At 70.2% G+C, this 15,329-nt stretch carries 14 protein-coding genes and 1 pseudogene; all 15 read right to left on the bottom strand.

The window, feature by feature from the left end; all coding sequences use genetic code 11:
• Positions 1-8: 8 nt before the first annotated feature.
• Positions 9-326, bottom strand: a complete 318-nt coding sequence (gene nuoK, locus ACGFIW_RS09370; RefSeq protein ID WP_393312317.1) for an NADH-quinone oxidoreductase subunit NuoK — start codon at positions 324-326, stop codon at positions 9-11.
• On the bottom strand, positions 326-1,096 hold the full coding sequence (locus ACGFIW_RS09375) for an NADH-quinone oxidoreductase subunit J (protein ID WP_393312319.1): 771 nt from the start codon (positions 1,094-1,096) through the stop codon (positions 326-328). Before ACGFIW_RS09375 ends, nuoK begins: the two co-directional genes overlap by 1 nt.
• Complete coding sequence (gene nuoI, locus ACGFIW_RS09380) at positions 1,093-1,734, bottom strand: NADH-quinone oxidoreductase subunit NuoI (protein WP_393312321.1); 642 nt, start codon at positions 1,732-1,734, stop codon at positions 1,093-1,095. Before nuoI ends, ACGFIW_RS09375 begins: the two co-directional genes overlap by 4 nt.
• Before the next feature lies 1 nt (position 1,735).
• Positions 1,736-3,088 carry an NADH-quinone oxidoreductase subunit NuoH gene (gene nuoH, locus ACGFIW_RS09385; RefSeq protein ID WP_393312323.1) on the bottom strand — a complete coding sequence of 451 codons (1,353 nt, stop codon included), beginning with the start codon at positions 3,086-3,088 and terminating at the stop codon, positions 1,736-1,738.
• Positions 3,085-5,592, bottom strand: coding sequence for an NADH-quinone oxidoreductase subunit G (locus ACGFIW_RS09390; RefSeq protein ID WP_393312325.1), 2,508 nt, complete (start codon positions 5,590-5,592; stop codon positions 3,085-3,087). Before ACGFIW_RS09390 ends, nuoH begins: the two co-directional genes overlap by 4 nt.
• A complete protein-coding gene (gene nuoF / locus ACGFIW_RS09395) occupies positions 5,592-6,908 on the bottom strand; it encodes an NADH-quinone oxidoreductase subunit NuoF (protein WP_393312327.1) in 1,317 nt (438 codons plus the stop codon). Before nuoF ends, ACGFIW_RS09390 begins: the two co-directional genes overlap by 1 nt.
• Positions 6,905-8,074 (bottom strand): NADH-quinone oxidoreductase subunit NuoE, encoded by a 1,170-nt coding sequence (gene nuoE, locus ACGFIW_RS09400; RefSeq protein ID WP_393312329.1) that lies wholly within the window; start codon positions 8,072-8,074, stop codon positions 6,905-6,907. The genes nuoF and nuoE overlap by 4 nt, the downstream gene beginning before the upstream one ends.
• Complete coding sequence (locus ACGFIW_RS09405) at positions 8,071-9,396, bottom strand: NADH-quinone oxidoreductase subunit D (RefSeq protein WP_393312331.1); 1,326 nt, start codon at positions 9,394-9,396, stop codon at positions 8,071-8,073. Before ACGFIW_RS09405 ends, nuoE begins: the two co-directional genes overlap by 4 nt.
• Positions 9,393-10,130, bottom strand: coding sequence for an NADH-quinone oxidoreductase subunit C (locus tag ACGFIW_RS09410; RefSeq protein ID WP_393312333.1), 738 nt, complete (start codon positions 10,128-10,130; stop codon positions 9,393-9,395). Before ACGFIW_RS09410 ends, ACGFIW_RS09405 begins: the two co-directional genes overlap by 4 nt.
• Positions 10,127-10,804 (bottom strand): NADH-quinone oxidoreductase subunit B family protein, encoded by a 678-nt coding sequence (locus ACGFIW_RS09415; protein ID WP_030486262.1) that lies wholly within the window; start codon positions 10,802-10,804, stop codon positions 10,127-10,129. Before ACGFIW_RS09415 ends, ACGFIW_RS09410 begins: the two co-directional genes overlap by 4 nt.
• 14 nt (positions 10,805-10,818) lie before the next feature.
• Positions 10,819-11,184 (bottom strand): NADH-quinone oxidoreductase subunit A, encoded by a 366-nt coding sequence (locus tag ACGFIW_RS09420; protein ID WP_110565037.1) that lies wholly within the window; start codon positions 11,182-11,184, stop codon positions 10,819-10,821.
• 135 nt (positions 11,185-11,319) lie between these two features.
• On the bottom strand, positions 11,320-12,597 hold the full coding sequence (locus ACGFIW_RS09425) for a geranylgeranyl reductase family protein (protein WP_357557413.1): 1,278 nt from the start codon (positions 12,595-12,597) through the stop codon (positions 11,320-11,322).
• 139 nt (positions 12,598-12,736) lie between these two features.
• Complete coding sequence (locus tag ACGFIW_RS09430; RefSeq protein ID WP_357557412.1) at positions 12,737-12,961, bottom strand: hypothetical protein; 225 nt, start codon at positions 12,959-12,961, stop codon at positions 12,737-12,739.
• 79 nt (positions 12,962-13,040) lie between these two features.
• Positions 13,041-13,751, bottom strand: a complete 711-nt coding sequence (locus ACGFIW_RS09435; RefSeq protein ID WP_357557411.1) for a demethylmenaquinone methyltransferase — start codon at positions 13,749-13,751, stop codon at positions 13,041-13,043.
• Between the two features lie 155 nt (positions 13,752-13,906).
• A pseudogene (locus ACGFIW_RS09440) lies at positions 13,907-15,194 on the bottom strand (LPXTG cell wall anchor domain-containing protein).
• Positions 15,195-15,329 lie beyond the last annotated feature (135 nt).

A 15,329-nucleotide genomic window follows, 5' to 3' on the forward strand; every position in this document is an offset into this window, starting at 1 on the left:
GGACCCCTCTAGTACTTGAGCAGGTTGGCGTCGTCGACACTCGCCGAGCGTCGCGTCCGGAAGATGGACATGATGATCGCGAGCCCGACCACGACCTCGGCCGCCGCCACCACCATCACGAAGAACGCCATGATCTGACCGTTCAGGTCACCGTTGATCCGGCTGAAGGTGACCAGCGTCAGGTTGGCCGCGTTGAGCATCAGCTCCACGCACATGAACAGCACGATCGCGTTGCGCCGGATCAGCACCCCGGCGGCGCCGATGGTGAACAGCACCGCGGCGAGCACGAGGTAGTAGGTCGGCTCGACCGAGAAGAACGTTTCCATTACTTGTCCGTCCCCTTCAGCGAGGTCTCCTCGGCGGTCAGCTCACGCTGCGGAAGGATCGCCGGGGTGCTGCGGTCGGTCAGGCGACCGTCGGGCAACCGTGCGGGGGTGGCCACCGAGGAGGAGGTCGCGAAGACGCCCGGCCCCGGCTTCGGACCGGGGTAGTTGCCCGGGGCGAAGCGCGCCCGCATGGTCGACACCTGGTCGACCTTGTCCTGCTTGCGCCGCTCGATGTGGGCCAGCACCATGGCACCGACCGCCGCGGTGATCAGCAGTGCCGAGGTCAGCTCGAACGCGAAGACGTACTTGGTGAACAGCAGCCGGGCGATGCCCTGCACGTTGCCCTCGGTGTTGGCCTGCTCCAGGCCGACCGCGTTGGTCCGGTCCAGTGCCTGGTAGAGGCCGGTGCCGACCAGGCCGGCGAAGCCCAGGCCGAGCACGATCGCGGCGACCCGCTGGCCACGCAGCGTCTCGATCAGCGAGTCGGTGGAGTCCCGACCGACGAGCATCAGCACGAACAGGAAGAGCATCATGATCGCGCCGGTGTAGACGATGATCTGCACCATGCCGATGAACGGACCGGCCTGGAGCACGTAGAACACACCCAGACAGAGCATGGTCAGCACCAGCCACAGCGCCGAGTGCACGGCGTTGCGCGCGGCCACCATCCCGATCCCGCCGATCAGCGCGAGCGGGGCGAGGATCCAGAAGGTGACCGCCTCGCCGCCGGATACCGAACCGGCGGCGGCGAGCACCGTAGACGTGGTCATGCTCCCTCTCCCTTGCCGGCCGCGACGCGCTGGGCGGCCTGCTCGGCGCCCGGGAACGTCACGCCGGGGTGCTCCTCGACCTGGTAGCGGCCGGGGCCCATCGGGGACGTCTCCGCACCGGCGGAGGTGCCCGGGTTGTCCAACGCGCCGACGTAGTAGTCCTTCTCGCTGTCACCCAGGCGCATCGGGTGCGGCGGCTGCTCCATGCCCTCAAGCAGCGGCGCGAGCAGTTGCTCCTTGGTGAAGATCAGGTCCTGCCGGTTGTCCCGGGCCAGCTCGTACTCGTTGCTCATGGTGAGCGAACGGGTCGGGCATGCCTCGATGCACAGCCCGCAGAAGATGCACCGGGCGTAGTTGATCTGGTAGACGCTGGCGTACCGCTCACCCGGCGAGAAGCGCTGCTCGTCGGTGTTGTCGCCACCCTCGACGTAGATCGCGTCCGCCGGGCAGGCCCACGCGCACAGCTCGCAGCCGATGCACTTCTCCAGGCCGTCCGGGTGCCGGTTGAGGATGTGCCGCCCGTGGTAGCGCGGCGCCGACACCGGCGGCTTGAACGGGTAGTCGGTGGTGACGACCTTCCTGAACATGTGCGAGAAGGTGACACCGAATCCCTTGAACGTTCCGGTGATCGCGCCCACGTCACACCTCCCTGGAGTCCGAGCCGGCAACGATGTTGGCCGGCTCCCGCTCGGCGACCACGCGCGTGATGCGCGGGCTCGGTGGTACCTGAAGATCCATCGGCGGCAGCGGGAAGCTCCCGTACGGCCGGTTGTCGACCTGTTCCTGCGTCGTCGGATTCGACTTCGGACGCCGGCTGGGCCAGAAGATCGTGACGAGCAGCAGGATGCCGGCCGGAATGCCGACGGCGATGACCTTGCCGCGCGAGTCCCAGTCCTCGATGGACCGCAGGCCCGACAGGACCAGGATCCAGACCAGGTTGATCGGCAGCAGCACCTTCCAACCGAGGCGCATGAACTGGTCGTAGCGCAGCCGGGGCAGCGTGCCGCGCAGCCACACGAAGACGAAGACCAGCGCGATCACCTTGCCGAAGAACCAGAGCATCGGCCACCAACCGGAGTTGGCGCCCTCCCACAGGGTGATCGGCCACGGTGCGCGCCAACCGCCGAGGAACAGCGTGGTGGTGACCGCGGACATGGTCACCATGGCGACGTACTCGCTGAGCATGAAGAGCGCGAACTTCAGCGAGCTGTACTCCGTCATGAAGCCCGCGACCAGCTCGGACTCGGCCTCGGGCAGGTCGAACGGCGCCCGGTTGGTCTCACCCACGGTGGCGATGAAGAAGATGACGAAGCTGGGCAGCAGCAGGATCGCGTACCAGCCCGGCGCCGGGATCTCGGTGCCGAAGATGGTCAGCCGGGTGGCGTCGCCCTGAGCGGCGACGATCCCGCTGGTGCTCATCGTGCCGGCGGTCATGAAGACCGCCACGATGCTCAGGCCCATGGCGACCTCGTAGGAGATCATCTGGGCGCTCGACCGCAGACCGCCGAGGAGCGGGTACGTCGAGCCGGAGGCCCAACCGCCGAGAACGATGCCGTAGACGCCCATCGACGAGCAGGCCAGCAGCAGCAACACCGCCACCGGTACGTCGGTGACCTGCAACGGCGTGTGGTGGCCGAAGATGCTCACCATCGGGCCGAACGGCACCACCGACAGGGCGGTGACCGCGCAGATCACCGAGATGGTCGGGGCGAAGAAGTAGACGACCTTGTCGGCCGCCTTCGGCAGGATGTCCTCCTTGAAGGCCATCTTCAGGCCGTCGGCGAGGGTCTGCAGCAGACCGAACGGGCCGACCTGGTTGGGGCCGGGCCGCACCTGCATGTAGCCGACCACACGCCGCTCGAACCAGACACCGAGCAGGGTGGCAAGCAGACCGAAGGCGAACGCGAAGACGATCTTGCCGAGAACCAGCCACCACGGATCCCGACCGAAGTCGGCAAGCGTCGGATCCTGGGCCAGGATTGACGAAGTCACTGGTTACCCCCGGAGTTGAGGAGCGGACCCGGGAGACCGGTCTCGTCGGCCGCCGCACGCCCGGCCGGGATGGCCGGACTCGCCGCGGGGGCGGAGATCCGGACGACCGCGCCGGACGTCGCCCCGAGGCTGCGTCGCACGGTCGAACCGGGTGAGTTGGTCGGCAGCCAGACGACGCCGTCCGGCATTTCGGTGAGCTCGGCCGGCAGGGTCAGCGCCCCCCGGTCGGTGCCGACCGTGACCGCGTCGCCGTCGGCGACACCGAGTGCGTCGGCGGTGCCCTTGCCCAGCCGGACCACCGGCGGGCGAGCGGTGCCGGCCAGGTTCTCGTCACCATCGGTCAGGCTGCCGAGGTCCACCAGTTGGTGCCAGGTCGCCAACACCGCTTCCCCGGGGCCCGGGTGCGGCACCCGGCCCGGCGCAACCGAGGGCGTGGACGGCCGCGTCGTACGCGTCGCCGGCAGCCCGCCCAGCTCGCGACGCACGCTCGGCACATCCGCGGTGCCGAGGCGCACGTCGAGCAGCGCGGCAAGCGCGTCGAGCACCCGACCGTCGGTCATCGCGGCAGTGGTCAGCACCGCCTCGAACGGACGCAGCCGACCCTCCCAGTCCAGGAAGCTGCCGGCCTTCTCGGCCACCGGGGCGATCGGCAGCACCACGTTCGCCCGCCGGGTCACCGCGGTGGGGCGCAGCTCCAGGCTGACCAGGAACGGCACCGCGTCCAGGGCGGACTCGGCCAGTCGCGGGTCGGCCAGGTCGGCCGGGTCGACGCCGCCGACGACGAGCGCGCCGAGCTGCCCGTTGGCGGCGGCGGTCAGGATGCCGTCGGTGTCCCGACCGGCCTGGCTCGGGATCACCCCGGCCGGGATGTCCCACGCCTCACCCAGCTCGGCCCGCGCGGCCGGCTCGGTGACCAGCCGGCCACCGGGGAGCAGGTTGGGCAGGCAGCCCGCGTCGACCGCGCCGCGGTCACCCGCGCGCCGCGGCACCCAGGCCAGCTTCGCGCCGGTACGCCGGGCCACGTCCGCGGCGGCGGAGAGCCCGCCCGGCACACTCGCCAACCGCTCGCCGACGATCAGGATCGCACCAGGTGCGCTCAGCGCCTCGGCGACCGTGGCGTGCTCGGCGAGCACGCTGGCCTCCTCGCCCGGCACGACCCGGGCCAGCTTGGCACCGAGCTTCTCCAGGCCGCGGGTGGCGAACGGCGCCAGCGCGTACACCGTCAGGGTCTTCTTCAGGTACGCCTTGCGCAGCCGCAGGAAGAGGATCGGGCACTCCTCCTCCGGCTCCAGGCCGACAAGCACCACCGCCGGCGCGTTCTCCACGTCGGTGTAGGTGACGTCGGTGACCCCGGCGACCGAGCTGGCCAGGAAGTCGGCCTCCTCGCGGGAGACCGGCCGGGCCCGGAAGTCGATGTCGTTGGTGTTCAGGGCGACCCGGGCGAACTTCGCGTACGCGTACGCGTCCTCGACGGTCAGCCGGCCGCCGGTGAGCACCGCCGTGCCCTGCCCGCCCTCCCGAGCGGTGTGCAGCCCCTCGGCGGCCACGGTGAGCGCCTCGCTCCAGGACGCCTCGCGCAGCTCACCGGTGTGCTCGTCGCGGACCAGCGGGGTGGTCAGCCGGTCGGTGGCTCGGGTGTACTGGAAGCCCCACCGACCCTTGTCGCAGTTCCACTCCTCGTTGACCTGCGGCTCGTCACCGGCCAACCGGCGCAGCACCTTGCCGCGTCGCCAGTCGGTGCGCTGCCCGCAGCCGGCCGAGCAGTGCTCGCAGACGCTCGGGCTGGAGACCAGGTCGAACGGGCGGGCCCGGAACCGGTACTGGGCACCGGTCAGCGCACCCACCGGGCAGATCTGCACGGTGTTGCCGGAGAAGTAGGAGTTGAACGGCACGTCGCCGGCGTCGCCCTCTTCGCCGTACGCGTCGTCGCGGTAGATGTTGATCTCCTCGGCGGACGACCGGCCCATCAGGTCGATGAACTTGTCGCCGGCGATCTCCTCGGAGAACCGGGTGCACCGCTGGCAGAGGACACAGCGCTCGCGGTCCAGCAGCACCTGGCTGCTGATCGCCATCGGCTTCTCGTACTCCCGCTTGTGCTCGTGGAAGCGCGAGTCGGTGCGGCCGGTGGACATCGCCTGGTTCTGGAGCGGGCACTCGCCGCCCTTGTCACACATCGGGCAGTCCAGTGGGTGGTTGAGCAGCAGCAGCTCCATCACCCCCTCCTGCGCCTTCTTGGCGACCGGCGAGGTGAGTTGGGTGCGAACCACCATGCCGTCGGCGACGGTCTGGGTGCAGGAGGCCACCGGCTTGCGCTGGCCCTCCACCTCGACCAGGCACTGCCGGCACGCGCCGGCCGGGGCCAGCAGCGGGTGGTCGCAGAACCGGGGGATCTCGGTGCCCATCTGCTCGGCGACCCGGATCAGCAGCGTCCCCTTGGGGGCGGTGACCTCGACGCCGTCGATGGTGAGCGTGACGGTCTCGGTCTGCTTGGCTACGTCGGTCATTAGTGGGCTCCCACCAGCTGCTTGTCCGACAGCTTCGGCGCGGTACGTCCCTCGATGTAGTCGAGGTAGTCCTGCTTGAAGTACTTCAGTGAGGAGGTCACCGAGCTGGTCGCGCCGTCACCGAGGCCGCAGAACGAGCGGCCCAGGATGTTGTCGCAGGTGTCCAGCAGGGTGTCCAGGTCCTCGTGGGTGCCCTGACCGGCGAGGATCCGCCGGTAGACCCGGACCATCCAGTAGTTGCCCTCGCGGCACGGGGTGCACTTGCCGCACGACTCGTGGTGGTAGAACTCCAACCACCGGTACGTCGCGTAGACCGGGCAGTCCTGGTCGGAGAAGATCTGGGTGGCCGTGGTGCCGAGGATCGAGCCGGCCGCCGCCACCCCCTCGAAGTCCAGTGGCACGTCCAGGTGCTCGGCGGCGAGCAGCGGGGTCGACGATCCGCCCGGAGTCCAGAACCGCAGGTTGTGGCCGGGCTGCATGCCACCGGCCAACTCCAGCAGCTCGCGCAGCGTGACACCCATCGAGCACTCGTACTGACCCGGGTTGGCGACCCGACCGGACAGCGAGTAGATCATCGGCCCGGAGGACTTCTCGGTGCCCATGGACTTCCACCAGTCGGCGCCACCGAGCACGATCGGCGGCACGCTGGCGATGGTGCCGACGTTGTTCACCACCGTCGGGCTCGCGTACAGGCCGTGGGTGGCCGGGAACGGCGGGCGCAGCCGAGGCTGGCCCCGGAACCCTTCCAGCGAGTCCAGCAGTGCCGTCTCCTCGCCGCAGATGTACGCCCCGGCGCCGGAGTGCACCACCAGCTCCAGGTCGTAGCCGCTGCGCAGGATGTTCCGGCCCAGGTAGCCCTTGTCGTACGCCTCCTGGACGGCGTTGCGCAGCCGGCGCGCGGCGTGCACCGCCTCGCCCCGGATGTAGATGTAGGCGCGGCTCGCCCGGATCGCGTACGACGCGATGATGACGCCCTCGACCAGCGCGTGCGGGTCGTGGGTCATCAGCGGCAGGTCCTTGCAGGTGCCCGGCTCGCCCTCGTCGGCGTTGACCACCAGGTAGTGCGGCTTGCCGTCACCCTGCGGGATGAAGCCCCACTTGAGACCGGTCGGGAAGCCCGCGCCACCCCGGCCCCGCAGCCCGGAGTCCTTGATCAACTGGATCAGGTCGTCCGGGTGGGCCTTGAGCGCCTTGCGCAGGGCGGCGTAGCCGTCGAGCTGCTCGTACGTGCCGATGCGCCAGGCGTCCGGCGACAGCCAGCGCTTGGTCAGCACCGGCGTCAGCTTGGCCACGGTCTCCGGGCGGGGAGTGGTCACTTCTGGGCCCCCGTTTCGTTCGCGTCCGCCGGTCCGGCGCCGTCGGCGTCCGTACCAGCCTTCGCTTCGGTGAGGTTGCGCTCCTGCGCCCCGGCCTCGTCGCCGGCGGGCTTGCCGTCGCCGGCCGGCGCGTTGGCCGCCACCCCGGCGGCCTCGGCCGACCGCGCGTCACGCGGCTCGGACGCGGTGCTGTCCGCCGGGACCCTGGTGCCGGGGGCGTCCGGCACCGCCGTGCCCGCGTCCGGCTGCCGGGTCTCGGCGGTACGCACCTGCGGCGACTTGTCGTCCGGTGCCTTCACGTCCGGTGCGGTGCTGCCGCTCGCGGCGGCGGCGGGAGCCGGCTCGCCGGCACCGGCGTTGCCGGGCGTCGGGGCGGACGCCCCGTCGCCACCCTTGACCGGGGCCGCGCTGGCCTCGACGGGCGCCGGCTTGGCGGCCTCCGCCTTCGCCTTGGCCTCGGCGGCGGCCTTGTCCGCCTCCGCCTTGCTCCGGATCGGGGTGTTCGGGTCGAAGCCCGGCACCGAGACGCCGTGCTGCTGGGCCAGCCGCAGCCCGCGCAGGGTCGGCTCGCCCGGGTCGCCGTCGGCGACGGCACCGTCGCGCTCGTCGGCGAAGCCGGCGAGCTGCACCGCCATCTCCTTGAGCGTGCAGAGCCGGGCACCCCGGGTCGGCATCGGTCGCCCGCCCGCGCGCAGCTCGTCGACCACACCGACCGCCGTCGACGGGTCCACGCCGTCGAAGAAGTCGTAGTTGACGGTCATCACCGGGCCGTAGTCGCACGCCGCCAGACACTCGGCGTGCTCCAGCGTGATCGTGCCGTCGCCGGTCGTCTCGTCGTGCCCGACGCCCAGGTGCTCGGACAGGGTGTCGTAGACCTCCTGGCCACCGAGCACGTTGCACATCGTGTTGGTGCAGACGCTGACCAGGAAGTCACCAGTCGGCTTGCGCTTGTACATCGTGTAGAAGGTGGCCACCGCGCCGACCTGGGCCTTGTTCAGCCCCAGCACCTCGGCGCAGAACGCGACCCCGGCCGGGGACACGTACCCCTCCTCGGCCTGCACCAGGTGCAGCAGCGGCAGCAACGCCGAGCGGGACCGGTCCGCCGGGTAACGGGCGATGATCTCGCGCGCCCGATCCCGGGTCTCGTCAGTGAACGTCGTCGTCATCGGTCACACCCACCCATCACCGGGTCCAACGAGGCACCGCCGGCGATCACGTCGGCGATCAGGCCACCCTCGGCCATCGCCGGGAGGGCCTGGAGGTTGACGAAGCTCGGCTCCCGGTAGTGCACCCGGTACGGCCGGGTGCCACCGTCGGAGACCGCGTGCACGCCCAACTCGCCGCGGGGCGCCTCGATGGCGACGTACACCTGACCGGGCGGGACCCGGAAGCCCTCGGTCACCAGCTTGAAGTGGTGGATCAGCGACTCCATCGACTGACCCATGATCTTCGCGACGTGCTCCAGCGAGTTGCCCATGCCGTCCACGCCGATGGCGAGCTGCGCCGGCCAGGCGATCTTGCGGTCGGCGACCATCACCGGGCCCGGCTTGAGCCGGTCCAGCGCCTGCTCGACAAGCTTCATCGACTCCCGGATCTCGGCGAGCCGGACCTGGTAGCGACCCCACACGTCACCGTCGGGGTGGGTCGGCACGTCGAACTCGTACGTCTCGTAGCCGCAGTACGGCATGGTCTTGCGCAGGTCCCAGGCGAGACCCGCGGAACGCAGCACCGGGCCGGTGATGCCGAGGGCCACACAGCCGGTGACGTCCAGCACCGCGACGCCCTTCGTCCGCTCGGTCCAGATCGGCTGGCCGGAGAGCAGGTCCTCGTACTCCTTGAGCTTCTTCGGCATCATCTTGAGGAACTCGCGGATCTTGCGGATCGCGTCGTCCGGCACGTCCTGCGCCACCCCGCCCGGGCGGACGTACGCGTGGTTCATCCGCAGGCCGGTGATGGTCTCGAAGATGTCGAGGATGTACTCCCGCTCGCGGAAGCCGTACAGCATGATCGAGATCGCGCCCAGCTCCATGCCGGTGGTGGCCAGCCAGACCAGGTGCGACGAGATCCGGTTGAGCTCCATCATCAGCACGCGGATGGTGGTGGCCCGCTCGGTGATGTCGTCGGTGATGCCGAGCAGCTTCTCGACCGCGAGGGCATACGCCGTCTCGTTGAAGATCGGGGCGAGGTAGTCCATCCGGGTCACGAACGTCGAGCCCTGGACCCAGTTGCGGTATTCGAGGTTCTTCTCGATACCGGTGTGCAGGTAGCCGATGACGGACCGGGCCTCGCGGACCGTCTCGCCCTCCAGCTCCAGGATCAGCCGCAGCACCCCGTGCGTGGACGGGTGCTGCGGACCCATGTTGACGACGATCCGCTCGTCGTTGATCGGGTCGGTGCCCGAGACGATGGTGTCCCAGTCCCCACCGGTGACGGTGAAGACCCGCCCCTCCTCGGTCTCGCGCTCGCTCGCGTAGTTCGACGTCGTCACTGGTACGACCTCCGCTCGTTCGGCGGCTGGATCTCCGCGCCCTTGTACTCGACGGGCACGCCGCCGAGCGGGTAGTCCTTGCGCTGCGGGTGGCCCTCCCAGTCGTCCGGCATGAGGATCCGGGTCAGGTTGGGGTGACCGTCGAAGACGATGCCGAACATGTCGTACGCCTCCCGCTCCTGCCAGTCCGCGGTCGGGTAGACGGCAGTCACGCTGGGCAGGTGCGGGGCGGCCACGGAGACCGCGGCCTCCAGCCGGACCCGCCGCCGGTACGTCATCGAGGTGAGCAGGTAGACCACGTGCAGCCGGCGCTCGTCGGCGCCCAGGTAGTCCACGCCGGACACCGAGGAGCACAGCTCGAACCGCAGGGCCAGGTCGTCGCGCATCACCTGGCACACCTCGGCGATCCGCTCCGGCCGGACGTGCAGGGTCAGCTCGCCCCGGTCGACCACGACCTTCTCGATCGCGTCACCGAAGGCCGGGTACGCCTCCTCCAACGCGTCGCGGACCTCGTCGAAGTAGCCCCCGTACGGCCGGGACGCCTCCTCGATGGGCTGGCGCTGGCGGACCAGGCCGCCGTAGCCGGACACGTCGCCGGTGCCGTGGTTGCCGAACATCCCGCGACCGGCCGGGCTGGCCGGCGGGAGTTCGGCGGGCGCGCCACTGGTGGCACCGGCCGGCACCACCGGCAGCGGTACGCCGCCGTCGTTGGGCTTGTCCGTGGGTGACGTCATTTCGGGCCTGCCTGCGGGTGGAGGTGGTTCTGAGCGTTCATCCAGTTCTCGATGCGCAACTGCTCCTCGCGGCCCTCGCGGACCGCCCGGGTCCACTCGGCGCGCCGGGCCTTGTCGCTGCGGTACGACGAGGGCATCGAGCCGTAGGGCACGACCGGAACGTCGCCGCGCTCCTGACGGGCCGCCAGCATCTTGCGGCCGTTCGGGCCCAGCGGCTCATACATGATCTTCTCGCGGAGCTTGAGGATCGCGTCGATGAGCATCTCCGGCCGGGGCGGGCAGCCGGGCAGGTACATGTCGACAGGCACCACGTGGTCGACGCCCTGCACGATCGCGTAGTTGTTGAACATGCCGCCGCTGCTGGCGCAGACGCCCATGGAGAGCACCCAGCGGGGCTCGGCCATCTGGTCGTAGATCTGGCGCAGTACCGGAGCCATCTTCTGGCTCACCCGGCCGGCCACGATCATCAGGTCGGCCTGCCGGGGGGACGCCCGGAAGACCTCCATGCCCCAGCGGCCCATGTCGTAGTGCGGACCACCGGCGGCCATCATCTCGATGGCGCAGCAGGCCAGGCCGAAGGTCGCGCCCCACACGGACGACTTCCGGGACCAGTTGACCAGCTTCTCCACCGAGGTGAGCAGGACGCCGGCGGGAAGCTTCTCCTCGATGCCCATCTGACGTTCCTTCCTCAGTCCCAGTCCAGGCCGCCGCGCCGCCACACGTAGGCGTACGCAACGAAGACCGCGACGATGAACAGGACCATCTCCACGAAGCCGAAGATCGGCAGGGCGTCGAACGTGACCGCCCAGGGGTAGAGGAAGATGATCTCGATGTCGAAGACGATGAAGAGCATCGCCGTCAGGTAGAACTTGATCGGGAACCGGCCGCCGCCGACCGGCTGCGGGCTGGGCTCGATGCCGCACTCGTAAGCCTCGAGTTTGGCCTTGTTGTAGCGACGGGGCCCGGCGAAGCGGGCGGCGCCGACGGAAAACAGCGAGAACGCCGCGGCGAGGGCGAACAGCCCGATGATCGGTGCGTAAGGCGAGAGCGACATCGTTTTCTCCTGCTCGTCCTTCCCTGCCCTCGGTGCTTGACGAAAATCACACTATTCACGTCCCTCGCAGAGGCAGTCGGCGGGGGTCGATCTTTGTCAGCGTCGGGGCCGTGACCAGCACCGATGCCGTCCTACTCAGACCGCCGGCGCGGCCTTCGTCATCGCGTTGATGACCCGGTCCATCGCATCCCCACCGCGTGGGTCGGTCAGGTTGGCCAACAGCTTGAGCACGAAACGCATCAGCGTCGGGTGCGGCATGCCGTGTTTGGTGGCGATCCGCATGATCTCGGGGCGGCCGATCAGTTTCACGAAGATGCCGCCGAGCCGGTAGTAGCCGCCGAGGCGGGCCTTCAACTCGTTCGGGTACGCCAGCAGCGCGCGCTCCCGTTCCGGGCCGGCGGGCCGGGCGAGCGCCTGGACCGCGACCTCCGCGGCCAACTCGCCGGACTCCATCGCGTACGCGATGCCCTCGCCGTTGAAGGGGTTGACCATGCCGCCGGAGTCGCCGACCAGCAGCACCCCCCGGGTGTAGTGGGGCACCCGGTTGAAGCCCATCGGCAGCGCGGCCCCGAGGATCGGACCGTCGGCGTTGGCCTCGTCGGTCATCCCCCAGTCTTCCGGGGTGTTGGCGAGCCAGTCGGTGAGCAGCCGGCGGTAGTTGGTCTTGCCGAACGCCGAGGACGAGTTGAGCACGCCGAGCCCGACGTTGACCCGCCCGTCGCCCAGGCCGAAGATCCAGCCGTACCCGGGCAGCAGGTTGTCGCCGCTGTCCTTGCTGCGCAACTCCAGCCAGGACTCCAGGTAGTTGTCCTCGTGCTTGGCCGGCGAGCGGTAGTAGCGGCGGACGGCCACGCCGATCGGCCGGTCCTCCCGCTTGGCCAGCCCGAGCGCGAGCGGGAACCGGCCGGAGACCCCGTCCGCCGCGACGACGAGCGGGGCGTGGAAGGTGGTCGGCTCCTTACCCGGGCCAACCTCCGCCTCGACGCCGGTGACCCGGCCGTCACCGTCGAGCACCGGGCCCAACACGTTGACGTTGGTGCGCAGCTTGGCACCGGCGGCCACCGCCCGCTGCGCGAGCAGGTCGTCGAAGTCCAGCCGCGTGCGCACCAGACCGTAGTTGGGGAAGCTGGCCAGCTCGGGCCAGTCCAGCTCCAGGCGGACGCCGCCGCCGATGACCCGCAGGCCCCGGTTGTGCAGCCAGCCCGCCTCGGGCGAGGTGTCGACACCCATCCGGATGAGCTGGCGCACCGCGCGTGGGGTCAACCCGTCGCCGCAGACCTTCTCCCGGGGGAACTCGGTCTTCTCCAACAACAGCACCCGTACGCCGTGCCGGGCCAGGTGGTACGCAGTCGCTGACCCACCGGGACCGGCGCCCACGACAATGACGTCGGCGTCGTGTTCCACCGCGGTCATTCGCGCCTCCTCCCGCACGCTCGTGAAATGCTTCACAAGCCAGACGGGACGAGTGTATGACCGGCGTCATACCTGCGCAGGATCAGGGGTACCTAACTCGCCGATGTGACAGCCGATGACCGTCCACAGCGGTCGAGTGTCAGGCCGGGCTGGGGGCGTCCAGGCCCGCATCGACCCGGATGGTCTCCGGCAGATGTTCCCGGAGCGCCCCACCCGCCGCCCGGTCCAGCGCCGCCAACACCTCGGCGACCACCTGCCGGACCTCCACCGGATCGGCTCCGGCCAACGCGCGCAACTGCGCGATGAGTTCGGCCGCGTCGTCGTCGGTGGCGGCCACCGGGTCCGCCGGGTCTACTCCGGTCATGCGAACGAGCGTACGGCGCAAAGTGGACTAAAAACCGATATTCACGAAACCTGAACAATGTCCGCGTCGGTTGCTCCGACTACTCGCGGATTCCCCGGTGCAGAGCCACCACACCACCTGTCAGGTTGCGCCACGCCACCCGGCCCCACCCGGCCGCCGCGACCCGCCCGGCCAGCGCCTCCTGCGCCGGCCACGCCCGAACCGACTCGGCGAGGTAGACGTACGCGTCGGGGTTGCTCGACACCGTGCGGGCGACCACCGGCAGCGACCGCATCAGGTACGACAGGTAGACCGTCCGGAAGACCGGGTTGACCGGAGTGCTGAACTCGCACACCACCAGCCGCCCACCCGGCCGGGTCACCCGTGCCAGCTCCCGCAGGGCCGCGTCGGTGTCGCTGACGTTGCGCAGCGCGAAGGAGATGGTCACCGCGTCGAAGCTGGCGTCGGCGAACGGCAGCCGCAGCGCGTCGCCGGCCAGCAACGGCACCTCGGGACGCACCCGCTTGCCGGCGTACAGCATGCCCAGCGACAGGTCAGCCCCCACCGCGTACGCCCCGGACTGCGCCAACTCACGGGTCGAGACGCCGGTGCCCGCACCCACGTCCAGCACCCGCTCGCCCGGCCGCAGCCCGAGCGCGGACCGGGTGGCCCGACGCCAGGACCGGTCCTGGCCGAAGGAGATCACCGTGTTGGTCAGGTCGTAGCGCTCGGCCACGCCATCGAACATCGCGGCGACCTCGTGCGGCTGCTTGTCCAGACTGGCGCGCTGGCCCTGCGGGGAACGGCTCACCCCCTCCACTCTGCCAGCCGCCCGCCACCCGGCACTCATGGGGTGACGCGAACGGGCGGGGTGGTCACCCACCCCGCCCGTCCGTCGTGCCCACGTCCCGACACCGGCCCTCGGCGCGCACCGGTTGCCGCGACGCCTCGTCAGCGCGTCACCTGTCAGTCGGTCGACTTCTCGTCGCTCGGTGCGACCATGACCACCCTGCGCCGCCGGGAGAGCACCAGCAGCGCACCGCCCACCAGCAGGATGAGACCACCGATACCGCCGATCAGGCCGACCTGCACACCGGTGACCGGCAGGCCACCACCACCGGAGCCACCAGCACCGGCAGCCGGCGACGTGGTCGTACCCGGCGTCGTCGTACCGCCCGGGGTGGGCGTGCCGCCCGGCGTCGGGGTGGCCGTCCCGCCCGGGGTCGGCGTGGCCGTGGCCGTGGGGGTGACGGTCGGGGTCGGCTGCACGCTCAGGTCGACGAAGACATCGAAGATCGCCTGGTTGTCGCCCTCGTCGACCTCGGTGAAGGCCTTCCGCTGGGCGCTGGTCGCCGCCTCGGGCTGTTCCTCGGCCCGACCCGTCGCGGCGTCGAGACCCTGCGCGACAAGCTCGCCGACCCGCAGCACCGGCTCGGTGACGTTCGCGCCGACTGTCACCCTGACGTCCGCCGTGTAGTACTCACCGGGCTTGATCACCGCGCCGTCGTCCTGGCAGAGCGCCTGGGCGACGTCGGCGAGGGTCTGCGACACGCAGGTGTCCGGAAGCGTGGCGAAGGTGACCCCGGCCGGGAGCGTGAGCACGTAGGACAGGCCGGTGGCCTTGCGGCTGCCGTCGTTGTAGACCGCCCAGTCCAGCGGCACCGTCTCGCCGCGCTTGACCGGTCGCAGGTTGGGGTCGTCGCCCTGGACGCCGTTCACCACGACGTTCGCGTAGACGTCCTGCACCCAACTGGTCAGGTCGTAGCCGCGCTTGCCGACGGTGATGTCGTGCTCGACCGTGTTGTCCTTCTTCTTGGGGTCGGCGGTGGCCGAGGTGATGGTGACCACGAGCGTGCCGGCCTCGCCGCGCGCACCCGTGGAGAACAGCGGAATGCCGAAGTCCTCGCTGGTGCCGGCCGGCACGTCGCCGAGCGGGCAGGTGAACGTCTTGCCCTTCACCTGGCAGCCCTTGGGCACGACGACCCCGACCACGCTGTTCAGCAGGTTTCTGGTGTCCACGGTGTAGCTGACGCCTTTGGCGGCGACCGTGCTCCGGGTGTTGTCGACAAGGAACTTGAACGGCTTGGCCTTGGCCGCCTTGACACCCTTGGCCAGTTCCGAACTGAGCGGCACCAGGGCCAGGGTCGGCCTGGTCGGCGGCCTGCGCCGGGGCGGCCACGGTGACCAGGCCACCGGCCGCGAGCACTGCCACAACGCCGGCACGGGCCAGGGCCGAGCGGTGGAACGCTGTCATCGGTCCCCCGGGGTGGGGAAAGAAAGAGTGGTTGCGGAACGAGCGGACGCTATCGAAGGTCGATCACGCACGCCAGCATCGGAGACCTTTTCCATCCGTCCAGCCCGGGGTGGGCAGACGGTACGGGCGGGATGG

Origin of the sequence: Micromonospora sp. NPDC048935, assembly GCF_043197875.1 — a bacterium.
Classification (GTDB): Bacteria; Actinomycetota; Actinomycetes; order Mycobacteriales; family Micromonosporaceae; genus Micromonospora.